17 protein-coding genes and 1 pseudogene are annotated in these 21,553 nt (G+C 69.0%); 8 read left to right on the forward strand and 10 right to left on the reverse strand.

Features of this window, described 5'->3' with window-relative positions:
- Positions 1–27: 27 nt before the first annotated feature.
- From maiA to ASF25_RS09470, 3 genes are all read left to right on the forward strand, one after another.
- Positions 28–672, forward strand: a complete 645-nt coding sequence (gene maiA, locus ASF25_RS09460) for a maleylacetoacetate isomerase (protein ID WP_056304587.1) — start codon at positions 28–30, stop codon at positions 670–672.
- 139 nt (positions 673–811) lie between these two features.
- The gene (locus tag ASF25_RS09465) at positions 812–2,143 is read left to right on the forward strand and encodes an NAD(P)/FAD-dependent oxidoreductase (RefSeq protein WP_056169883.1); all 1,332 of its coding nucleotides are present in this window, start codon (positions 812–814) and stop codon (positions 2,141–2,143) included.
- 185 nt (positions 2,144–2,328) lie between these two features.
- On the forward strand, positions 2,329–2,646 hold the full coding sequence (locus ASF25_RS09470) for a hypothetical protein (protein ID WP_056260893.1): 318 nt from the start codon (positions 2,329–2,331) through the stop codon (positions 2,644–2,646).
- Between the two features lie 9 nt (positions 2,647–2,655).
- Here the strand turns inward: ASF25_RS09470 and thiL are convergent, their stop codons facing one another.
- The 7 genes from thiL to glyA all read right to left on the reverse strand — a co-directional run bounded on the left by thiL (position 2,656) and on the right by glyA (position 8,524).
- Complete coding sequence (gene thiL, locus ASF25_RS09475; RefSeq protein ID WP_056304441.1) at positions 2,656–3,651, reverse strand: thiamine-phosphate kinase; 996 nt, start codon at positions 3,649–3,651, stop codon at positions 2,656–2,658.
- Positions 3,648–4,142 carry a transcription antitermination factor NusB gene (gene nusB, locus ASF25_RS09480; protein ID WP_056169889.1) on the reverse strand — a complete coding sequence of 165 codons (495 nt, stop codon included), beginning with the start codon at positions 4,140–4,142 and terminating at the stop codon, positions 3,648–3,650. Before nusB ends, thiL begins: the two co-directional genes overlap by 4 nt.
- 5 nt (positions 4,143–4,147) lie before the next feature.
- Complete coding sequence (ribH, locus tag ASF25_RS09485; protein WP_056169891.1) at positions 4,148–4,654, reverse strand: 6,7-dimethyl-8-ribityllumazine synthase; 507 nt, start codon at positions 4,652–4,654, stop codon at positions 4,148–4,150.
- A 182-nt stretch (positions 4,655–4,836) separates the two neighbouring features.
- Positions 4,837–5,481 carry a riboflavin synthase gene (locus ASF25_RS09490; protein WP_056304442.1) on the reverse strand — a complete coding sequence of 215 codons (645 nt, stop codon included), beginning with the start codon at positions 5,479–5,481 and terminating at the stop codon, positions 4,837–4,839.
- A complete protein-coding gene (ribD, locus tag ASF25_RS09495; RefSeq protein ID WP_056304443.1) occupies positions 5,482–6,582 on the reverse strand; it encodes a bifunctional diaminohydroxyphosphoribosylaminopyrimidine deaminase/5-amino-6-(5-phosphoribosylamino)uracil reductase RibD in 1,101 nt (366 codons plus the stop codon). It lies immediately after the preceding gene.
- Positions 6,579–7,100 carry a transcriptional regulator NrdR gene (nrdR, locus tag ASF25_RS09500; protein ID WP_056169900.1) on the reverse strand — a complete coding sequence of 174 codons (522 nt, stop codon included), beginning with the start codon at positions 7,098–7,100 and terminating at the stop codon, positions 6,579–6,581. The genes ribD and nrdR overlap by 4 nt, the downstream gene beginning before the upstream one ends.
- 119 nt (positions 7,101–7,219) lie before the next feature.
- Complete coding sequence (gene glyA / locus ASF25_RS09505) at positions 7,220–8,524, reverse strand: serine hydroxymethyltransferase (protein WP_056086469.1); 1,305 nt, start codon at positions 8,522–8,524, stop codon at positions 7,220–7,222.
- A gap of 301 nt (positions 8,525–8,825) precedes the next feature.
- Between glyA and ASF25_RS09510 the strand changes: the two genes are divergently transcribed.
- Both ASF25_RS09510 and ASF25_RS09515 read left to right on the forward strand, forming a co-directional pair.
- Positions 8,826–9,452, forward strand: coding sequence for a hypothetical protein (locus tag ASF25_RS09510; RefSeq protein ID WP_156368926.1), 627 nt, complete (start codon positions 8,826–8,828; stop codon positions 9,450–9,452).
- A gap of 29 nt (positions 9,453–9,481) precedes the next feature.
- A complete protein-coding gene (locus ASF25_RS09515) occupies positions 9,482–9,913 on the forward strand; it encodes a hypothetical protein (protein WP_156368927.1) in 432 nt (143 codons plus the stop codon).
- Between the two features lie 179 nt (positions 9,914–10,092).
- Here ASF25_RS09515 and ASF25_RS09520 read toward each other — a convergent pair whose 3' ends face one another.
- Positions 10,093–11,409 carry a L,D-transpeptidase family protein gene (locus ASF25_RS09520; RefSeq protein WP_056304446.1) on the reverse strand — a complete coding sequence of 439 codons (1,317 nt, stop codon included), beginning with the start codon at positions 11,407–11,409 and terminating at the stop codon, positions 10,093–10,095.
- A 587-nt stretch (positions 11,410–11,996) separates the two neighbouring features.
- On the opposite strand from ASF25_RS09520, the pseudogene ASF25_RS09525 reads away from it, so the two are divergent.
- Both ASF25_RS09525 and ASF25_RS09530 read left to right on the forward strand, forming a co-directional pair.
- Positions 11,997–12,446: pseudogene (locus tag ASF25_RS09525) on the forward strand (copper chaperone PCu(A)C); the annotation flags it as partial.
- Positions 12,447–12,577: 131 nt separating this feature from the next.
- Positions 12,578–13,549 (forward strand): hypothetical protein, encoded by a 972-nt coding sequence (locus tag ASF25_RS09530; RefSeq protein WP_056304447.1) that lies wholly within the window; start codon positions 12,578–12,580, stop codon positions 13,547–13,549.
- Between the two features lie 70 nt (positions 13,550–13,619).
- Here ASF25_RS09530 and ASF25_RS09535 read toward each other — a convergent pair whose 3' ends face one another.
- Together ASF25_RS09535 and ASF25_RS09540 are read right to left on the reverse strand one after the other, a co-directional pair.
- Positions 13,620–16,049 carry a penicillin-binding protein 1A gene (locus tag ASF25_RS09535; protein WP_056169923.1) on the reverse strand — a complete coding sequence of 810 codons (2,430 nt, stop codon included), beginning with the start codon at positions 16,047–16,049 and terminating at the stop codon, positions 13,620–13,622.
- Between the two features lie 176 nt (positions 16,050–16,225).
- Positions 16,226–17,497, reverse strand: a complete 1,272-nt coding sequence (locus ASF25_RS09540; RefSeq protein ID WP_056260565.1) for an N-acetylmuramoyl-L-alanine amidase — start codon at positions 17,495–17,497, stop codon at positions 16,226–16,228.
- Positions 17,498–18,437: 940 nt separating this feature from the next.
- On the opposite strand from ASF25_RS09540, the gene ASF25_RS09545 reads away from it, so the two are divergent.
- Positions 18,438–21,494, forward strand: a complete 3,057-nt coding sequence (locus ASF25_RS09545) for a ribonuclease E/G (RefSeq protein WP_056304448.1) — start codon at positions 18,438–18,440, stop codon at positions 21,492–21,494.
- Positions 21,495–21,553 lie beyond the last annotated feature (59 nt).

Here is a 21,553-nt window from a genome sequence, read left to right on the forward strand (position 1 = left end):
GCGCATCGCCACGGAGAGACGACGCGCGTGAAGATGTACGGCAACTGGCGCTCGGCCGCCGCCTTCCGGGTGCGGATCGCCCTCAACCTCAAGGGCATCCCCTGCGAAGAGACCTTCATCGATCTCGATGCGGGCGACCAATTCAAGCCAGAGTTCCTGGCGATCAACCCGCAGGGCGCGGTGCCGGCCTTCTTCGACGGCGACGGGCCGCCCCTGACCCAGTCGCTCGCCATCCTCGACTATCTCGAGGACATCCACCCCGCCGTGCCGCTGCTGCCGGCCGATCCGCGCTCACGCGCCCGCGCCCGCTCGCTCGCCCAGGTGGTGGCCTGCGACACCCACCCACTCTATGTGCCCCGGGTGCGCAACTACCTCATGCAGGCCTACGACATCCCGAAGGACCGGATGATGGGCTTCGTGCGCCACTGGTTCGAGAGCGGGTTGAAGACCCTCGAGACTCGCCTGACCCGGGAGCCTGGGACCGGACGCTACGCGCAAGGCGACGCGGTGAGCCACGCCGACCTCTGCCTTGTCAGCCTCTGGGTCGGCACCGGCATCTTCGGAGTGGAGACCGCGCCCTACCCGACGGTCCGGCGCATCGCGGAGGATTGCCTGTCGCAGGAGGCCTTCGCGCGGGCGCACCCCCTGCGCCAGCCCGGCGCGCCTGCCTGACGCATAATTTTCTTTGACCCGAACGGGCTCACCCCAAATATAAGCGTTCTAAGAATGGGCGGTGCCCCCGGCGCCACACGGCGTTCACGCTGGCTCGACATCCGCCCCCTTCCTTGACGAGACGCAGGACGACAAACGCATGGTACCGGGCGAATCCGTGGAAAACCTGCATCGCATCGTGGTCGTCGGCGGCGGCGCGGCGGGCCTTCAGCTGGCGACGAAACTCGGCGACGCGCTGGGCAAGTCCGGCAAGGCCCACGTCACCCTCGTCGACCGCGCGCGCACCCATATCTGGAAGCCGCTGCTGCACGAGGTCGCCGCCGGCAGCCTCGATGTCGGCCACCACGCGGTGGATTACCTCCACCACGCCCACCGCCACCATTTCCGCTACCGCATCGGCCAGATGACCGGCCTCGACCGGGCGACGCACACGATCCAGCTCGCCGCGAGCCACGACGCGGAGGGGCGCGAGGTCACGCCCGTGCGGTCCATCGGCTACGACACCCTGGTGCTCGCGGTCGGCTCCACCACCAACGATTTCGGCACGCCGGGGGTGAAGGAGAACGCCATCGCCCTCGACACGCAGGACCAGGCGGTGCGCTTTCACCAGCGCCTCGTCAACGGCATGCTGCGCGCCCACACCCAGGTCGGCCCCGTGCGTCCGGGCCAGCTCCACGTTACGGTGATCGGCGCCGGCGCGACGGGCACCGAGCTCGCGGCCGAGCTGCATCGGACCACCCGCGACGTGGCCTCCACGGGCCTGGACCGGATCGACCCGGACAAAGACCTCAAGATCACCCTGGTGGAGGCGGCCTCCCGCATCCTGCCGGCGGTGCCCGAGCGCCTGTCGCAGGACGTGGTGCGCCTGCTCGACAAGATCGGCGTCGAAGTGCGGATCAACGCCCGCGTCACCGAGGTCCGGGCCGACGGCGTGCAACTCGCCGACGGGGGCTTCATTCCGTCCGAACTCGTGGTCTGGGCCGCCGGCGTGAAGGCGCCGCCGTTCCTGCACGACATCGGCGGCCTTGAGACCACGCGCAACAACCAGCTCGTGGTGACGCCATCCCTGCAGACCACGCGCGACCCAGACATCTTCGCCATCGGCGACTGCGCCTACCTCGTGGAGAAGGGCTCGGATACGCCGATCCCGCCACGCGCCCAGGCGGCGCATCAGCAGGCGAGCCATCTCATCAAGCTCATCCCCGCCAAGATCGCCGGCAAGCCGTTGAAGCCGTTCAAGTACCGCGACTTCGGCTCGCTGGTGTCCCTTGGCGAATACTCGACGGTGGGCAGCCTGATGGGCTTCGTGCGGGGCAAGAACATGTTCATCGCCGGGCTGTTCGCCCGGATGATGTACCGCTCGCTGTACAAGATGCACGAGCAGGCCCTGCACGGCACCGTGAAGACCGCCCTCGACGCCGTCGCCCGCGCGCTGACCCGCCGTACGGAATCGCGGGTGAAACTGCACTGAGGGTTTTTGGCTAATACGGTTTCCGGGTGATGACTTCGGTCGGTATTCACGCGACGTGCCCCCTCTCCTGGAAGGAGAGGGGGACCCGCGTCGGCCCCCGAACGATCGAGCCGGAATTAGTATCAGCGAAGATATTCAACCGTAGGCCGCCGCCGGGCTCGGGTCCGGTGCGCGACGAGGACACCATGATCGACATCATCCAGGCTCTTCAGCAGCGTAACCCGACGCTCGGCCCCTACGTGCTGGTGTTGCGGTCGGACTCCCGCGCCCGCGACGCCTCCGATCCGACCCGGCTCGCGCCGGAGGCCGAGGCCTGGATCGCCGAACACGCGCCCGGCGCGAAGTTCTCCCAGGAGACGGTGCTGCTCGCCCCCTATCCGGGCGCGATGCCGGCCGACCGGGTGGTCGCCGTGATGGCGTTCGCCGACGCCCGCCAGCTCGCGGCCTTCGCCACCCAGTGGACCGCCGACCCGGAGCCGCCCGAGGACGACGAGGCCGCCTAATGCGCCGCGTCAGAAGTGGCTGAAGGAGGCCGCCGCGTAGGTCTTTCGCGCGCCATCCGCGGCTTCGAAGACGGGGGGCCCGTCCCCGGCCAAGACCGTGCCGATGGGGTGGAGGGGGATGCCGACGGCTTCCGCCCCGGCGCGAATCGCCGCGAGGCTTTCGGGTGGAACCGCGCAGAGGATCTCGTAATCGTCTCCCCCGGTGACGATCGTATCCATCAGGTCCGGCGCGTGCGCTGCGGCGCTTGCAGCAGCTTGAGAGAGCGGAACGTCGGCGAGACGGACAAGGGCGCAGCGCCCCTCCCCCTTCAGCATCTTGGCGAGATCCCCCGCGAGCCCGTCCGAGATGTCCATGGCGGCGCGGGCGTGCCGCCGCAGGACCGGTGCGAGGCCGAGGCGCGGGCGCGGATGCCGGTAGCGGGCGACCAGGGCGGCGCGATCCGCCGCGCCGATGGCATCGCCCCAATCCGGCAGGGGTGAACGGCACAGGGGCAGGCCGAGGGCGGCGTCGCCGATGGTACCGCTGACGCAGAGCACGTCGCCGATCGCCGCCGTCATCCGCCGCACCATGGTGCCGGCGGGCACTTCGCCCAGCGCCGTGACGCCCACCGACAGGGGCCCGGCGGCCCGGACCGTGTCGCCGCCCAGCAGCGCGCCGCCGAACGCCGACAGGGCGTCGCCGAGGCCTGTGGCGAAGGCGGCGAGCCACGCCTCCGTCCAATCGTCGGGCAAGGCCAGGGTCAGGAGAATGCCGCGCGGAGCCGCCCCCTTGGCGGCCAAATCCGAAAAGTTCACCCCGACGGCCTTGCGGGCGATGGAGGACGGCGGATCGTCGGGGAAGAAGTGTACACCGGCCACGATGGCGTCGGCGGTCAGCACGAGGTCGTGGCCGGGGGTCGGCGTCAGGGTGGCGGCGTCGTCGCGCATCCCGTCTGCGCCGGGGCCGGCCAGCGGCGCGAAGTAACGCGCGATCAGCCCGTCCTCGGTGGGACGGTCGCGGCTCACGCCCGGCCCGAACCGGGCAGGCTGGAACCCGGCAGACCCGCAAATTCCTGGCCCCGGACCTCGCGGGCCACCTTGTCGAGGACGGCGTTGACCATGCCGGGCTCGTCGCCGCCGTAGAAGCTGTGGGCGACATCGACGTATTCGGAGATGGCGGCACGGGCCGGCACGTCGCGGCGGTGCATGAGCTCATAGGCCCCGGCGCGCAGGATCGCGCGCAGGACCATCTCGATGCGCTTCAGGGGCCAGCCCTGCGACAGGGCGTTGTCGAGCATCGGATCGATGGCGCGCTGCTCCTCGACCACGCCGCGCAGGAGATCGCGGAAGAAGGCGATCTCGGCCGGCGGGTGCTCGACACCGTCGACGGTCTGGCCGATCCAGAAGGTCTCGAACTCGGCCACTGCCTCGATGACGCCCTTGCCGGAAATCTCCATCTCGTAGAGCGCCTGCACCACGGAGAGGCGCGCGCCGCTGCGCTCGATGACTTTGGCCATGGGGCTCAATCCTCTCCGACGGGCGCGGCCGCGGCGGCCCGCTTCAGGGCCAGCACCGCCAGCGCCGCCTCGGCGGCACCGCCGCCCTTGTTCAGTTCGGACACGCGGGCGCGGGCGAAGGCCTGCGCCTCCGTCTCCACCGTCAGGATGCCGTTGCCCAGCGGCAGCAACCGGGCGACGGAGAGGTCCATGAGGGCGCGCGCGCTCTCGTTCGCGACGATGTCGTAATGTCCGGTCTCGCCCCGGATGACGCAGCCCAGCGCCACGGCGGCGTCGTAGGGCTGGCCGGCGCGGGCGGCGGCCTCGACCAGGATGGCGATGGCGGCAGGGATTTCGAGGGCGCCCGGCACGGTCACCACCGTCGTCTCCGCCTCGGCCGCGTCGAGGGTGGCACGCGCGCCCGCCAGCATCGCATCGGCGAGTTCGTCGTAGTAGCGGGCCTCGACCACGAGGACGCGGGCGCCCCGGACGATGGCGGGCGACGGGCGGGGGACGTGCTGGGTCGAAACCATCGTGGGGCCTTGTGGATGCGCGGCGCGGGAGCGGACTTTTCGTGCGTCTCGACGTTGCCGCCCTGGATCGGCCGGGTTGTCCCGGCTCGCGCGTCGAGCCCGTGCCGTAGCCTGCCCGATCGGAAGGGCCGAGCGATAGACCGAAGGCGCCCGGCCGACAAGCGGCTCCCCGGCGGAGGGCTTCAGCGGGTCAGGGCGCCTTGCGCCTCCGTGAGGCGCGCGGCGTAGCGAGCGATGAGATCGACCTCGAGGTTGAGGGCATCGCCCTGGCGACGCTGGCCCCACGTCGTCACCGCCAGGGTGTGGGGGATGAGGAGGACGGAGAAGAGATCGTCGGCAACCGTGTTGACCGTCAGCGAGGTGCCGTCGAGGCAGACCGAACCCTTCTGGGCGATGAAGCGCGACAGGCCGGCCGAAGCCCGCAGGGTGAAGCGGTCGCTCGGCGCCCATTGCGGATCGCCGGTGCCCCCGGTGACGGAGTCGCGGGCGACGATCTCGGCACGGCCATCGACATGCCCGGTGACGAGGTGGCCGCCGAGTTCGTCGCCGATCTTCAGGGAGCGTTCGAGGTTGACCCGCGTGCCCGCGACCCAGGTGCCGACGGTGGTCAGCGCCAGGGTCTCGGCGGCGGCGTCGACGCTGAATTCGCATCCCCCCGCCACCGGGTCCACGGCGACCGCCGTCAGGCACGGGCCGGAGCAGGCGATGGAGGCGCCCAGCGCGATGGTGGCCGGATCGTAGGCGGAGCGGATGCGGATGCGGCGCAGGCGGTCGTCCCCCGATACGCCGACGACCTCTCCCACATCGGTGACGAGACCGGTGAACATCTAGACGCTCCGCTCATACGTGATCGCGCGATCGGGACCGAACGTGCGCGCTTCGACGGGCTTCAGATGGCCCTTCTCCAGGCTGGATGCGAGGTGCGACCCGATGGCCGGCAGGCCGCCCGTCCCGAGGGCCGTGGGTCCGGTGATTAGGGTGCAGACATCGATGAGGTCGGCGCGCGCCAGGGCATCGGCGAGGCGGGGGCCGCCCTCGCAGCACAGGCGGGTGAAGCCCCGCTCGGCCAAGGCTTCCAGGGCAGCGGGCAGATCGACCCGCCCGGCCGCATCGGCGGCGACGCCGATCACCTCGACGCCGAACGAAACGAGCATCCGCTTCACATGGGCGGGCGCGTTGCGGGTGGTGACCACGAGGGTGGGAATGTCGCGCGCGCCTCGAACGAGGTGGCTCGACGGCTGGAGCCGCAGGCTCGAATCGAGGACGACGCGCAGGGACGAGCGCCCGGACAGGCCGGGCAGGCGCACGGTGAGCGACGGGTCGTCGGCCCGGGCCGTGCCGATGCCGACGAGGATCGCGTCGGCATGGGCCCGCCACAGGTGGACGGCGCCGTCGGCGATTGCGCCGGTGATGCGCAATCGCTGGTCAGGCGCCCCGGCGGCGAAGCCGTCCCGGGTCCGGGCGAGCTTGAGGTGCAGGCTCGGCCGCCCGAGGGTCACGCGGGTGACGTGGCCGCGATGGTCGCGGGCCGCCTCCTCCCGCAGGACGTCCGTCGCGACGGCGATCCCGGCCTCGCGCAGGAGGGCGTGTCCCCGTCCGGCGACGCGCGGATCGGGGTCTTCGAGGGCAGTCACCACGCGGGCGATCCCGGACGCCAGGATGGCGTCGGTGCAGGGCGGGGTGCGGCCGTGATGCGAGCACGGCTCCAGGGTGACGTAGAGGGTGGCGCCGCGCGCGGCCGCGCCCGCCATGGCGAGGGCCTGGGGTTCGGCATGGGGCCGCCCGCCGGCCTCGGTCACGCCCTGTCCGACGATGCGCCCGTCCGCGACCACGACGGCGCCGACGGAGGGGTTGGGCCAGGTCCGCCCGAGATTGCGGTGGCCGAGGGCCAGGGCCAGCCGCATGTAGGCGGTGTCGCGCGCGCTCATGGTCGCGGACGGGGCTTGGCGCGTAGGGGCGTCACCGTGCTGTCGGACTCCTCGCCCTGAGCGGCCCCGGGCGGCGCCTCGGCCAAGGTACCCAGGAGCGCCTTGAAGTCGCTGGCCTCGCGGAAGTTCTTATAGACGGAGGCGAAGCGCACATACGCGACGTCGTCGAGCCCCTTCAGCCCCTCCATCACCAGTTCGCCGATGGATTCCGTGGTGATCTCGCCCTCGCCGCCGCTCTCGAGCTGCCGGGTGATGCCGCTGACGAGGCGCTCGACGCGTTCCGGGTCGACGGCGCGCTTGCGCAGGGCCACGCCGATGGAGCGCTCGAGCTTGTCCCGGTCGAACGGCACCCGCTTACCCGAGCGCTTGAGCACCGTGAGTTCGCGCAGTTGCACCCGCTCGAAGGTGGTGAAGCGGCCGCCGCAATCCGGGCAGACCCGGCGCCGCCGGATGGCGTCGTCGGTGGGGCGCGAATCCTTCACCTGGGTGTCGGGGCCGCTGCAATAGGGACAGCGCATCGGGCGGACACCTGTGTGGGGAGCGGGGAAGAACGAGAAACGGCCGCGCACCCTCCGGTCCGCGGCCGTTTCCCTTAGCGTGTTGCGGTGCACGCGTTAAGCGCGAACACCGCCCTGTCTCAGGCGTAGATCGGGAACCGGTCCGTGAGGGCGTGAACCTTCTGCTTCACGGCCGCCTCGATCTCGGCATCGCCCGCTTCACCCTTGGCGACCAAGCCGTCGAGGACTTCCACGATGAAGCCGCCGATCTGCTTGAACTCGGCGACGCCGAAGCCGCGCGAGGTGCCGGCCGGGGTGCCCAGCCGAATGCCCGACGTGATGGTGGGCTTGGCCGGATCGAACGGGACGCCGTTCTTGTTGCAGGTGATGTCGGCGCGGCTGAGCGCCGCTTCCGCCGCCTTGCCGGTGAGGCCCTTCTTCTGCAGGTCGACGAGCATGAGGTGGTTGTCGGTGCCGCCCGAGGTGATGTCGTAGCCGCCCGACATCAGGGTGTCGGCCAGCGCCTTGGCGTTCTCGATGACCTGACGCGCGTAGATCTTGAACTCGGGCTTGAGGGCCTCGCCGAAGGCGACCGCCTTGCCGGCGATGACATGCATGAGCGGGCCGCCCTGGAGGCCGGGGAAGATCGCCGAGTTGAACTTCTTGGCCAGCGCCTCGTCGTTCGTCAGGATCATGCCGCCGCGCGGGCCGCGCAGGGTCTTGTGGGTCGTGGTGGTGGCGACGTGCGCGTGCGGGAACGGCGACGGGTGCACCCCGGCGGCGACGAGGCCGGCGAAGTGGGCCATGTCGACGAAGAAGTAGGCCCCGACGGCATCGGCGATCTCACGGAACTTGGCGAAGTCCCAATGACGGGGATAGCCGGAGCCACCCGCGATGATCACCTTGGGCTTGTGCTCGTGGGCGAGCGCCTCGACCTGCTCCATGTCGATGCGCTGATCGTCGCGGCGCACGGTGTAGGAGACCGGCTTGAACCACTTGCCAGAGACGTTCGGGGGCGCGCCGTGGGTGAGGTGGCCGCCGGCGGCGAGGTCGAGGCCGAGGAAGGTGTCGCCCGGCTGCATGAGAGCCATGAACACGCCCTGGTTCGCCTGGGAGCCGGAATTCGGCTGCACGTTGGCGAAGCCACAATCGAACAGGCGCTTGGCGCGCTCGATGGCGAGGTTCTCGGCGATGTCGACGAACTGACAGCCGCCGTAATAGCGGCGACCCGGATAGCCCTCGGCGTACTTGTTGGTGAGGACCGACCCCTGAGCCTCGAGCACCGCCTTGGAGACGATGTTCTCGGAGGCGATCAGCTCGATCTCGTGCTGCTGACGACCGAGTTCCTGACCGACGGCGGCGGCCACTTCCGGATCGGCGTCGGCGAGCGACGCGTTGAAGAACGAATTCGAGAAGTGCTTGTCGGCAACGGTACCGGCGCTCATGGATGGCCTCGATTGTTGAACGGGCGAAGGCGTCCGTTATCCGCTGGCGTTACGGCGGGCGGACGCTCGATGCGCATTTTATTACACGGGCGGCGGGATCGGGCCAAGCGCAGCTAATTTGCGGTGTCCTACAAAAAAACTTTCACGCGCTCTCTGAAACGAAGGCACGAAGGCCTGGAACAAACCGTGCCGCCACTCCGGCGATGCCAAACCGGAACGATCGTCACGCGATAAAACACTCATAAGTTGTATTTTCCGAGATGGTATGGGAATAAGGACCTACATCGATTCGGAGGTACGCATGATGTCGCGGCAGTTCCAGATTGCTCTCCACCGATGCGAGGTCGCTGCCATCCGCTTGCGACTGGCTCTACTTCGAAGCGCCTACGATGCCGTGAAGGCCGGGTTCAACGCCAGCCAGTCTCGCGACGAGAGAGGGCGGTGGAATGGTGGAGGAGGCGGATCTGGCATCGTCGTCGTTCGACGCGACCGGACCGGTCATCCGAAGATCGATCTGACGTCCGATCGCCTCGTGGAGGTCATGAAGGAAGTCGTCGCCAATGTCGGGACCGGAAGGGGGCCTCTCTACGGAACGGCCATCCACACCGAGGCAGCAAAACTCATCAGAGAGTCCGATTTTCCTGGGATAGGCCGGCGCGGAGTCGAACAGAGTTTCAGTCTCGGCGACACCGTGCGGTATGGCCTCGATGGCAGCATCAGGACGGATATTGTTCTCCGCGACGGTCGAACGAATGCCGCGCCCATCTTGGCGGTATGGGATGTCAAGACCGGTGGCGCGAAGCTCACCCCGGAACGCGCAGCACAGATCCGACAGCATCTCGGCGTTGGCGACGACGTCCCTATCGTCGAGCTGCACATCTCGAAGGGACTCGACGCGAAAAGCTACATCTACGCGATGGTTAGTTAATTCTCAATCATAGGGCCGAACCCATGAGCATGGATCTTTACGTTTTCTATGACGGCCAGTTTCCGAACCTTGTCGAATGGCAAAAAACCATCGACGGATTTGGGTTCGACTTGAAATTCTCCCGAGATCAGATCCTCATAGGGGAAGGGGGCCTGATCAAAGCAAAATGGAAAACCCGTGATGCTTCGTTCGAATTTCGACCGTGCGATTTCGACAAACTCACGGAAACCTACGACGATATCGACTTTGGTAGAAGGTGGAGCACCGCTTATGCCTTCTATTGGTCCGGTTTACCCGAATGCGTTGCCGCCTATATCGCTGCCGTGACACTCGCCCAGATGCGTGACGGCGTCGTATTCGATCCCCAGGACAGTCTTATCCTCCGGGACCAAGAGGCGATACGCATGGCACGCGAGAACGAACTTCTGCTACCGAAGATCGAGGCTTCCCTACGCCATTGAGAACTGTTTTCGCGAAGTGACTTTGTGCTCGTCCCAGCCTCACACGAGCCAAATGTCCTGAATCGGCCGGGATCGACAAGCAAACACAACAGACAGGATGCCGTCATCCGGGACGGGGCCCTATGGCACCCGCCCCGGAAAAGATCAGGGACTCGAGAAGCCGATCCCCTTTCGCTGCCTCAGTTCTCCTCGTCGCCCGGCTCGAAGCTCGGCACCTGTTCGGCGCTGGCCACGGGGGTCGGGGCCGAGAGGGTCGAGGGCACGTTCACGCCGTCGCGCTTGTAGATGTCGTCGCGGAACTGCACCGAGCCGTCCGGGGTCGCCCAGGCGGTGATGTAGGTCCAGTAGACCGGCACGGGAGTGCTGAGGGTGGCGTCCACCCGCTTGCCGCTCTCGATGGCCTGCTCGACCTGGTCGCGGCCCCAGCCGGGCGTGTCCTTGAGGAGCCAGGTGATGTACTCGCGCACGTTCTGCACGCGCACGCAGCCCGACGAGATGAAGCGGAAGTCGTCGCCGTAGACACCCTTCGAGTTGGTGTCGTGCATGAACACCCCGTGCGGGTTCGGAATGTTGATCCGCACGATGCCCATGGAGTTGAAGTCGGCACCCGAATCCTGGCGATAGCGGTAGCGCGTGCCCTCGTCCGAATTCCAGTTCACCGAGGCCGGGGAGATCTCGGTCTCACCGGTGAAGATGCGGATCTTGTTGTCGGTGAGGTAGTTCGGATCCTTCTGCATCTTGGGGATGAGGTCCTTCTTCACGATGGAAGCCGGGACCGTCCAGAAGGGGTTGAAATTGATCTGCGTCGCCTTGGTGTTCATGATCGGCGACTGGCGGTCGATCTTGCCGACGCCGGCGGCGTGCAGGGTCACGACCTGGCCGTTCTCCACGGTCTGGACCAGGGCGGCGGGGATGTTGGTGATGACGAAGCGGTTGCCGAGGTTGCCCGCGTAGGAGCGCAGGCGCACCACGTTGATTTCGAGCTGGTGCAGGCGAATATCGGCCGGCACGTTCATGGCCTGCTGGGTCGCCATGCTCATGGCACCGGTCTGGCTGAGGCCGTGGCGGGCCTGGAAACGCTTCACGCCGGCCGACACGTAGGAATCGTAGACGCCCGAGCCGCCGGACGCCGAATCGAGGTCGCCGGAGATGATCAGGCGCTGACGCACGGCGCTCACGGCCGGGCCCTTGGAGCCGATGCGCAGGCGGTCGGCCCCCGAGACCGGCTTCCAGCCACCCCGGTTCACGATATCCCGGTAGCGCTCGATGGTCTGCTCCGAGGCGGCGATCGTCTGCGGCGACAGGATCGGCGTCGAGGAGCGCTGCACCTGCATGGTGGTCGGCGCGGCGTAGTCCTGCGCCCACTCGGCCTGGGCGTAGCCGCTGGGCTCGCGGGCGGAAGCGGACTGAGCCATGAAGGCCACGGACGCGGCGAGGGCGAGGCCGAGGGACCTGTGGAAGCCGGAAGACCTGGGATGGAGAGCCTGTTTCAGCATCGGGCGAACTCTGATCTGACGTAGGGTGCGGCGTGTGGTGCCCGGCCGCCGGCGCATGACGCCGTGTCCGAAGCACCCCTTGCCGCGAACGTGTCGGGGTGCGGTTAAGAACTCATGGCGTCCGGGCTACAATATGGCGCTGCGGGACTTCGCGATGACTTCCGCGCGGGCGTATCGCCCCCGCCACAGGGCCGGTGCAGGCACGAATCGGGTCTACGGACCGCTCGGGCAGCGCCGAAGCACCGCATCGGGCCGGGGAGGATCGGAGGCAGACAGGCCGCGCCACTCTCCGCAAGTCTCCGATACAGCTCGCTTTTTTCGAAGCACGCGATGGTTCCGGGGCGCCTCCGCGACGGCGCCGTCGTGGCCCGGTCGCCCGGGGAATCACCGCAGGGTGTGGGCACGCCGAAGAAGTGCCCTTGCGCACGATCGATTTGCGCGCATGGTCGTCCCGCTTCGGCCGTCCCCGACCGGACCCCGCCATCTCGTCCTACCGCACGACCCAACGGACCCCTGCGATGAATCAAACCGCCCGTACCGCCCTGCGCTTCGCTCTCGTGGCCTCCGCCCTCGGTCTCGTGCCGCAGGCGCGCGCCGCCGAGCCCATCACGGCCGGGACTTTGCGGATCGAGACACCGTGGATGCGGGCGACGCCGGGGGGCGCCAAGGTCGCGGGCGGCTACGTTCGCGTCACCAACACCGGTACGCAGGCCGACAGGCTCACGGGGGCGGCCATCACCACCGCGGGCCGGGGGGCGATCCATTCCATGACCATGGCGGGCAACGTCATGAAGATGGCGGCCGTGCCGGACGGGTTGCCCATCGCACCCGGCCAGACCCTGGAACTGAAGCCCGGCGGTCTTCACTTGATGTTCGAGGATCTCAAGTCCGCCCCGAAGGTCGGTGAGCCCGTCTCCGGCACCCTGACCTTCGAACGCGCCGGGACCGTCCCGGTCACCTTCTCGGTCGCGCCCATCGGCGCGACGAGCCCGAACGCGACCGCCCCCGGCGCCCCGGCCGCGCATCACCACCACTGAAACCGGCGACGTCTGGATTCCGATGGGCCACACCGGGGGCAACCTGGATATCGGCTTGGAAACCCGCGTCCGATCAAGGCACTAACCCGGGCGCGTTGGCACGCCGCCGCGAACCCGATTAGACCCCCCGAATGAGCCTTTCCGCAGCCGCAGAGCCGCACACACAGACCGCGATCCATCCCGACATCCATGTCGGGCGCGACGGCTGGCTGTTCCTCACGGGGGGCAGCAACGCCGTCCAGGCGCAATACGGCGCGCCCGGATTTCCACGGGCGAAGCTATGGCGTTGGCGTCGCCTCCTCGAGGCCCGGACCCGACGCCTGGAGAAGATGGGGATTCGCTACGCCCACGTGGTGGCCCCGGAAAAGCTCGCCATCCACGGCCACGCCTTCGACGGCCTCGCCCTCGACCCCGACCGCGCGCCGGCCGTGCGCCTGGAACGCTGGTTGCGCCTGTCGCCGGCCCGTCGAACCTATGTCGATCTCGTACCGCCGTTCCGGGTGCGGGCCCGGGACACGGCGCTCTATCGCCACACGGACACCCACTGGACCTTCGCGGGGGGCTGGCTCGCCTATGCGGAGATCTGCCGGAGCCTCGGGGTGCGTCCGCGCTACGACATCGCCCAGCGCCGCATCGGCACGCCCCAGGTCTATGGCGGCGATCTCGGTTCGAAGTTCACGCCGGTCCGCTGCGAAGTCGCCGAGCCGTGCCTGTTCGAGAGCGCGGCCCGGAGGGTCCACGCCAACGCGCTGATCACGGCGTTCGAGCAGGAGGGCCGGGGGCGCGACGCGCATATCGGCACCCACGCGATCTTCCGCAACGCGTCACCCGGGGCCGATCCACGCCGCCTCGTCCTGTTCGGGGATTCGTACGCGCATCATACGCCCAACGGCGCCACCGGCACCCTGACGCCGCTCTTCGCCGACACGTTCCGGGAGGTGCATGTGCTGTGGTCGACGAGCATCGACTGGAACACCATCGCGCGGGTCCGCCCCGATTTCGTCGTTTCGGAAATCGCCGAACGCTTCATGGTCGACGTGCCCCAGGCCGGCTTCGACATCGACAAGCTCGCGGCCCTGGCCCTGGCGCGCAAGGGCTTCTGACAAACGGGAATAGGGTTCCGGTGAACGAAAACGGCCGGGATCGGGTCCCGGCCGCTTCGAAGGCTGCGTCTCAGTACAGGCCGCCGGCCTGAGCGGCACGGTCCGCGTCCGGCGGAGCGCCGCCGCTGGGCGGGGCGTTGCTGGGCGCCGCGACGTAGGCATCGGGCGGCGCGGTACCGGGCTTGAACGCCTCGAGGATCGTGCCGGGGCCTTCGCCGGAGCCGGCACGCATGCCGGACGAAGCCGAAACGCGGATGAGCTTGATCCCGGGCGGGACGCGGAACGGCGTGGGCGGCTTGTCCTTGAGGGCCTGCTTCAGGAAGTCGAGGGCGATGGGGGCCGAGAGGCCGCCGCCCGTGGCGCGGTCGCCGAGCGAGCGCGGCTTGTCGAAGCCGATATAGACGCCGACGGCGAGATCCGGGGAGAAGCCGACGAACCACGCATCCTTGGCGTCGTTGGTGGTTCCGGTCTTGCCGGCGAGCGGCTTGCCGACCTGCTTCAGGATGGTGGCGGTGCCGCGCTGGACCACACCCTCCATGATCGAGACCATCTGGTAGGCGGTGAGCGGATCGAGGACCTGCTCGGAATCGTCCACGAGCTTCGGCTCGTCCTGGCCGGACCACTTCTCCGCGTCGCAGCCGAGGCACTTGCGGGCGTCGTGCTTGTAGATGGTCTCGCCGACCCGGTCCTGGATGCGGTCGATGAGGGTCGGACGGATACGCCGGCCGCCATTGGCGAGCATCGAGTAGGCGGTCACCATGCGCATGACCGTGGTCTCGCCGGCGCCGAGCGACATCGGCAACACCGGCAGCATGTCGTCGTAGACGCCGAAGCGGCGGGCGTACTCGGCGATGAGCGGCATGCCGACGTCCTTCGCCAGCCGCACGGTCATCAGGTTCTTCGAGTGCTCGATGCCGTAGCGGAGGGTGTGCGGGCCGCCGGACTTGCCGTCGTAGTTCGACGGGGTCCAGGCCTCCTGGCCGGGGCCGGCCTCGATGGTAATGGGCGAATCCTGGACGATCGAGGACGGCGTGTAGCCGTTGTCGAGGGCCGCCGAGTAGACGATCGGCTTGAACGACGAGCCCGGCTGGCGCATCGCCTGCGTCGCCCGGTTGAACTGGCTCTCGTCGTAGGAGAACCCGCCCACCATGGCGTGGACGCGGCCCGTGTAGGGGTCCATGGCCACGATGGCGCCGGAGACTTCCGGACGCTGGCGCAGGCGGTAGGCCCCGCGGCCGCCGTCGATCGCCTCGACGTAGATCACGTCGCCCGCACTGAGGGCGGCGGCGGGCGAGCGGCCGGTCCAGCGCGTCCCCTCGGCCGCGATGGTGCCGGTCTCCCGATCCTTCGAGACCTGGCCCGAAGCCTCGCGCCGGGGTTGGAGGCCGATCTGCGCGGCACCCCCGGTGGTGCTCAGTACCACGGCGAGGCGCCAGGGCTGCACGTCGCCGAGACCCGGAACCTCGGCTACGGCCAAGCCCCAGTCGCGGCCGACGAGGTCGACCTTGGCCTGGGCCCCGCGCCAGCCATGGGACTGGTCGTAGCGGATCAGGCCGTCGACGAGGGATTTGCGGGCCCAGGCCTGCATCTTCGGGTCGAGGGTCGCCCGGACGGAGAGGCCGCCCTCGTAGAGCTTCTTCTCGCCGTAACGCTCGGCGATCTCGCGGCGGACCTCTTCGGTGAAGTAGTTGGCGTTGGCGGCGTTGGCGAAGGCGACGCGCGGGTTGACGCCGAGCGGCATTTTGCGGGCGGCGTCGCCCTCCTCCTTGGTGATGTACCCGTTCTGGGCCATCAGGCCGATGATCTCGTTGCGCCGGTCGAGGGCCTTCTGGGTCTGGCGATAGGGGTGGTAGTTGTTCGGCCCCTTCGGCAGGGCGGCGAGGTAGGCCGCCTCGTTGATCGTCAGTTCGTGGACGGACTTGCCGAAGTAGTCCAGCGCCGCCGCCGCGACGCCGTGCAGATTGCGCCCGGGCACGATGGTGCCGAGGAAGATCTCGTTGAGGTAGAGTTCGAGGATCTTGTCCTTCGAGTAGGCGGCCTCGATCCGGAAGGCGATGAGCGCCTCCTTGGCCTTGCGCTCGAAGGTCTGCTCGGGGCTGAGCAGGAAGTTCTTCGCCACCTGCTGGGTGATGGTCGAGGCGCCCTGCTTCTTGCCGCTCTTGAAGTTGGTCAGCGCGGCGCGGACCAGCCCTTCCGGATCGACGCCGCCGTGCTTGTAGAAGTTCTTGTCCTCAGCCGAGAGGAAGGCCGCGACGACGATCTTCGGCATCGCCTGGATCGGCAGGTAGAGACGGCGCTCGGTGGCGTACTCGGCCAGCAGCGATCCGTCGGCAGCATGCACCCGGCTCATCACCGGTGGCTCGTAATTGGCGAGCGCCGCGTGGTCCGGCAGATCCTGGCTGTACTTCCAGTAGAAGAACGCCCCGGCGGCCGAGGCGACCACGAACAGCATCGCACCGATGCTGAACAGGAAGCCGAAGAAACGAAGGATGATGCGCATCCGGGTCCCGTTCGTCGCTGAATCTGCCACCGGTCCGGCCTGGACGCGGCTCGCCGCTCGCGGCAGCGGGCATGAGGAAGGGCGGCGTTCGCTTGGGGCTACCCGCGCGGCCGTTCCCGTCGAAGTCGCGACGTCGGTTGGACCGGGGCGCCGTGAGCCCCGGTTTCACTCTCATTCTATGGTGAAACTGGGGCGATTGCCGCCGAACGCCGGGGCGGGTTCGGCCGGGTCAGGGAGGTCCGGTTGCCGAAGAATGCGTCGATGGCCTTGGCCATTCCGCCGGTGACGTCGGCGCGCCAGGCCTCCGACTGGAGGAGATCGAGGTCGCGCTTGCTCGACAGGTAGCCGAGCTCCACCAGCACGGACGGCACGTCGGGCGAGCGCAGGACCATGAAGCCGGCCTCGCGGTGGGGCTTGGGGCTCATCTCCATGACGGGGCCGAGCTGGGCCATCAGGCCTTTGGCGAAGCCCGACGAGAAGGTGCGGGTCTCGCGCAGGGTGAGTTCCTGGAGGATGTCGGCGACGTGCCCCGGCCCCTCGTTCGACTCCGTGCCGGCGGCGGCGTCGGCCTTGTTCTCGCGCTCGGCGAGGCGGGCCGATTCGGCGTCCGTGGCCTTCTCCGAGCCGGTGTAGATGGTCGCACCCCGCACCTGCGGGGCGGACTGGATCGAATCGGCGTGGATCGAGACGAACAGGTCGGCCTTCGCGTCGCGGGCGATGCGCACCCGCTCGGAGAGCGGCACGAACACGTCGCGGTCGCGGGTCATCCGCACCCGGTAGCGTCCGCCCGATTCGAGGCGGGCGACGAGGGCCTGCGCGAAGCCGAACACGATGTCCTTCTCGAACACGCCCGTGGCCGCGATGGCGCCGGGATCGGTGCCGCCGTGGCCCGCATCGACCATGATGAGCGGGCGGGCATCCGTCGCCTCGGGCGGAGCCACGGCCTTGCGCGCCTGGGGTGCCGGATCGCTCGCCACCGCAGCGCGCTTGAAGCCTTCGCGGTCGCTGCGCTGGAACTCCACGGTCAGGAGCACGGCCCCGTCGCGGGCGCGGGTCACCGTCTCGATCTTTCCGACGGTGGCGGGCTGGGCGAGGTCGACGACGATGCGCGAGCGTCCGGGTGCGAACAGGCCGTAGCGGAACGAGGCGACCACACCCTCGCGCTTGCGCCCGGTCTCCGTGCCGAGCTGAAAGTTGACCTCCGCCAGATCGATCACGGCGCGGTCGGGCCGCTCCATCACGAAGGCGCGGGCCTCGATGGCCTTCGAAAGGGTCAGGGTGAGTTTGGTGATGCCGGGACCGCCGCTCGACAGGTCCGCCGCGATGGCGACCGCCGCCGACGCGCGGACGGACTTGTCGCCGTCCTGGGCCCGCGCGGAGGGACTGGCGGTCAGCGCGAGGCTCGCCGCGAGGACGATCGACCGAAGCAGGCGGTGGGATGCGAACATGGGTCCGGCGTTCCGGTTCCTGATGGCGTCCGGTTAAGCGATACGGCCGGGATGGTTAACTGTTCCTTGTGCCACGCCGTCGGTTGGCATGGGGTTGTGGCCAGCGCGCGACACCCGCGCGGGCCATGATCGGCACGAGCTCGCGCCTCACCGACGCGAACAGCGCTTCGGCGGCGCGGCGAGCGCGGCCCTGATCGGTCGCAAGGCGGAACGTCGCGTCGCCATCCATCGCTGCGTTCCCTTCCCTGACGCTGCATCGGGCCGGGCGCTGGACCGGTGAAGACGGTCGATGGAAAAACCCTCGCCGGCCGGGGGCACGCGACCCCGGGGCTAGACGGGCGTCAGGGTCGCCATTGCCCCGTCGTGGAAGGGACTTATCGCGGGACGTGCGGCGTTTCCATCTTGCCAAATCCCTGCGGCGATCTGTAATGAAACTGTACCCTTCCCGGTGCCGTGCGGTATGCTCCGCGGCCCGCGGACGTTTCGAGTGATCGCTCGGGCGTCTTCGCCGTCGGTTCCCGCGCCATGCTCGCCGGTGCTCCAAAGAGCCGGGCAGGTGACGGTTCAAGCTGCGGCCGCTCGGCTCGCGGCCATTCTTCGAAATCCGTGGCCGGCGGTATCCGGCCCAAGAGTCTTCGCGAGGTCAGGGAGAGGATGGGAGGACACACAGCATCGGTTGCCGTTGCTCGTGTTCGACGCATGCGCGTTTCGCGTGGCGCCGCAGTCCCGTCGGCCCTGACCAGGATCAACCCCACGCGCGCCGATCACCGGCGCCCAAAGGCGGTTGACGGCAATCCCTTCCCCACAGTTCCCGCGATCCGCGTTTTCGGATCGTCGCGCGCGTTGACCGTCCGGCCCGATGGGCCGGGACGGGGCGGCACGCCACGGGAGCCGCTCGGTTCGAGGAGAACGACGTCGGCCGCCCTGTCGAAAGTTCGTCATGGCCAACAACAACAAGATGCTCATCGATGCGATGCACCCGGAGGAGACCCGGGTCGTCACGGTCCACGGGTCTAGGGTCGAGGAGTTCGACTTCGAAGCCGCCAACCGGCGCCAGCTTCGGGGCAACATCTACCTCGCCAAGGTGACGCGGGTGGAGCCTTCGCTCCAGGCGGCCTTCATCGAGTACGGCGGCAACCGCCACGGCTTTCTCGCCTTCAGCGAAATCCACCCCGACTACTACCAGATCCCGCTCGCCGACCGGCAGGCCCTGCTCGAGGACGAGGCGCGCGACGCCGAGGAGCATCGCGAGCGTGAGGAGCGCAAGCCCCGCCGCCGCTCGCGCGGCCGCCGCGCCGAGGCCGCCTCGGCCAAGACCGCCGAGACCGTGAGCGTCGCGGATCCGTCGGCCGACGCCGCCGAGACGGACGTCTCGGCCGTGAACGTCGGTGAGCAGACCGTGTCCGGGTTCGACGACACGGCGGCGCATTCGGCCGAGACGGGCAGCGATGCGTCCGCCGAGCTGGCTCAGGCCGAGCACGCCGTGGAATCCACGGAGGAAGCCGTTGCCCAGGCGAATGCCGACGAGGCACCCGCGACGGACGCTTCCGCAACCGAGACTCAGGCGACTGGAGCGGCTCCCGAGCCGCACATCACCGCCGAGGCGCACGTCGCCTCGGCGCCTCATGTCGAGCCGGCCGCCGAGATCGCCCTCGAAGCCGCGCCCATGGGCGGGTCCGCCGAACCCGTCGCGGCCCCAGCCGAGACCTCCGAGGATGAATCCGACGAGGACGAGTCCGATGAGGAGGACGAGGACGAAGACGACGATTCGGAGGAGGATTCCGACGAAGACGACGATTCGGACGAGGACGACGACGAGGACCACGAGGGCGAGGACGGCGAGCGCGAGCCCAAGATCGCCCAGGTCGGCGGCAACGGCGACGCCCTGGCCGAGATCCCCGAGCGCCCGCGCACCTATCGCCGCCACTACAAGATCCAGGAGGTGATCAAGCGCCGCCAGATCATCCTGGTGCAGGTCGTCAAGGAAGAGCGCGGCACCAAGGGCGCGGCGCTCACCACCTACCTGTCGCTCGCCGGCCGCTACTCGGTGCTGATGCCCAACACCGGCCGCGGTGGCGGCATCTCGCGTAAGATCACCTCGGCCGCCGATCGCAAGCGCCTCAAGGAGGTCGCGCAGGATCTGGAGGTGCCCGAGGGCATGGGCGTCATCCTGCGCACGGCCGGCGCGTCCCGCACCAAGCCGGAGATCAAGCGAGATTTCGAATACCTCATGCGCCTGTGGGAGAGCGTGCGCGAGCTGACGCTGTCCTCCTCGGCCCCGGCCCTCGTCTACGAGGAAGGCTCGCTCATCAAGCGCGCCATCCGCGACCTCTACAACAAGGACATCGACGACATTCTGGTGGCGGGCGACGCGGCCTACCGCGAGGCGCGCGACTTCATGCGCATGCTGATGCCCGGCCAGTCGAAGGTGGTGCAGCCCTACCGCGACCCGACGCCGATCTTCGCGCGCCACGGGGTCGAGCAGCAGCTCGACGCGATGTTCTCGACCCACGTCACCCTGAAGTCCGGCGGCTACCTCGTCATCAATCCGACGGAGGCCCTCGTCTCCATCGACGTGAACTCGGGCCGCTCGACCCGCGAGCACGACATCGAGGACACGGCGCTCCGCACCAACCTGGAGGCGGCCGAGGAGGTCGCCCGCCAGCTGCGCCTGCGCGATCTCGCCGGCCTCGTCGTCATCGACTTCATCGACATGGAGGAGAAGCGCAACAACCGCGCGGTCGAGAAGAAGCTCAACGAGTGCCTGAAGAACGACCGCGCCCGCATCCAAGTCGGCCGCATCTCGCCCTTCGGCCTGCTCGAGATGAGCCGTCAGCGCATCCGCACCGGCATGCTCGAGAGTTCCTCGCTCCCGTGCGTCCATTGCGGCGGCTCCGGCTTCGTGCGCGCCACGGCGTCGGTGGCCCTGCAGATCCTGCGCGCCATTGAGGAATCGCTCCTCAAGAGTGCCACGCACAACCTCGTGCTGCGCACCCGCACGGAAGCCGCGCTCTACATCCTCAACCAGAAGCGCGGCCACCTGCACGAGCTGGAGGTGCGCTTCGGCGTGACCGTGACCATCGCGGCCGACGAGCGCCTCGCCACCACGGCGGCGTTCCAGCTCGACCGCGGCGAGCCGGCCGTACGCGCCGAGGGCGCCATCACGGGCGTCCGCGCCATCGCCATCAACCCGGCGATGGAGACGGAGGACGACGAGGAGTTCGAGGACGAGGTGGTCGAGACCGCCGAGGCCGAAGCGGAGACCGAATCTCAGGCGTCCGACACCGAGGAGGCCCGCGAGGGAACCAACGAAGGCGGCGAAGGCCGCGGCGGCCGTCGCCGGCGTCGGCGCCGTCGTGGTGGACGTCAGGATAGCGGCGCTCAGGTGGGCGGCGAGGACGAAGGCCGGTCGGAGTCCGAAGAAGACGAGTCCGATGAGGCCGGATCGACGCCCCAGGCCGAGGAGACGGGCTCCGAGGTCAACGGCTCGACCGAGATCGTCACCACGGGCGAGGATGACGGCTCCGGCCGTCGCCGTCGCCGGGGCCGTCGCGGTGGCCGGGGGCGCGATCGGGACAGCCGTTCGCGCGACACTGCGAGCGAGTCGACGGACACGGACGCCGAGGCCTCGGAGTCCGAGACCGTGGCCGATGCCCCCACGGCCTTCGCGGGCGGCGAGGAGCCGGTGAGCGCGGAAGCCGTCATCGCGGCGACGCAGGCGAGCGCCGACCCCGTCAGCCAGGATCTGCCGGTTGGACAGGATCTGCCTGTCGCCGAGGATCTGCCCGTCGCCTCGGCGCCCGAGCCGGCCGCAGCGCAGGTCGACGAGCAGGCTTCCCGGGCGCCAGCGTCCGCCGAGGTCGAGCCGAGCGCGGAGCCTGCGGTTGCGGCTCCCACGCCCGAGCCCGTCGCCGTGGTCCTGACGCCGTTCGATCCCGACCGGCCCAAGCGCGCCGGCTGGTGGTCCCGCACCAAGGCCGCCCTCTCGGGCGAGTGAGGCGCAGCCCGATCGGGTTTGCGAAACGAAGAAAGGCCGGATCGGGGCAACCCGATCCG

The sequence above is a fragment of the Methylobacterium sp. Leaf100 genome, assembly GCF_001422845.1.
In the GTDB taxonomy this organism is placed as follows: Bacteria; Pseudomonadota; Alphaproteobacteria; order Rhizobiales; family Beijerinckiaceae; genus Methylobacterium.

What these genes read in the sequence shown, in the direction of transcription:
- ASF25_RS09465 (WP_056169883.1), top strand. Translation starts at nt 812, where the DNA reads ATGGTACCGGGCGAATCCGTGGAAAACCTGCATCGCATCGTGGTCGTC.
- ASF25_RS09470 (WP_056260893.1), top strand. Translation starts at nt 2,329, where the DNA reads ATGATCGACATCATCCAGGCTCTTCAGCAGCGTAACCCGACGCTCGGC.
- nusB (WP_056169889.1), bottom strand. Translation starts at nt 4,142, where the DNA reads ATGGCCAAAGTCATCGAGCGCAGCGGCGCGCGCCTCTCCGTGGTGCAG.
- ribH (WP_056169891.1), bottom strand. Translation starts at nt 4,654, where the DNA reads ATGGTTTCGACCCAGCACGTCCCCCGCCCGTCGCCCGCCATCGTCCGG.
- ASF25_RS09490 (WP_056304442.1), bottom strand. Translation starts at nt 5,481, where the DNA reads ATGTTCACCGGTCTCGTCACCGATGTGGGAGAGGTCGTCGGCGTATCG.
- ribD (WP_056304443.1), bottom strand. Translation starts at nt 6,582, where the DNA reads ATGAGCGCGCGCGACACCGCCTACATGCGGCTGGCCCTGGCCCTCGGC.
- nrdR (WP_056169900.1), bottom strand. Translation starts at nt 7,100, where the DNA reads ATGCGCTGTCCCTATTGCAGCGGCCCCGACACCCAGGTGAAGGATTCG.
- glyA (WP_056086469.1), bottom strand. Translation starts at nt 8,524, where the DNA reads ATGAGCGCCGGTACCGTTGCCGACAAGCACTTCTCGAATTCGTTCTTC.
- ASF25_RS09510 (WP_156368926.1), top strand. Translation starts at nt 8,826, where the DNA reads ATGATGTCGCGGCAGTTCCAGATTGCTCTCCACCGATGCGAGGTCGCT.
- ASF25_RS09515 (WP_156368927.1), top strand. Translation starts at nt 9,482, where the DNA reads ATGGATCTTTACGTTTTCTATGACGGCCAGTTTCCGAACCTTGTCGAA.
- ASF25_RS09520 (WP_056304446.1), bottom strand. Translation starts at nt 11,409, where the DNA reads ATGCTGAAACAGGCTCTCCATCCCAGGTCTTCCGGCTTCCACAGGTCC.
- ASF25_RS09530 (WP_056304447.1), top strand. Translation starts at nt 12,578, where the DNA reads ATGAGCCTTTCCGCAGCCGCAGAGCCGCACACACAGACCGCGATCCAT.
- ASF25_RS09535 (WP_056169923.1), bottom strand. Translation starts at nt 16,049, where the DNA reads ATGCGCATCATCCTTCGTTTCTTCGGCTTCCTGTTCAGCATCGGTGCG.
- ASF25_RS09540 (WP_056260565.1), bottom strand. Translation starts at nt 17,497, where the DNA reads ATGTTCGCATCCCACCGCCTGCTTCGGTCGATCGTCCTCGCGGCGAGC.
- ASF25_RS09545 (WP_056304448.1), top strand. Translation starts at nt 18,438, where the DNA reads ATGGCCAACAACAACAAGATGCTCATCGATGCGATGCACCCGGAGGAG.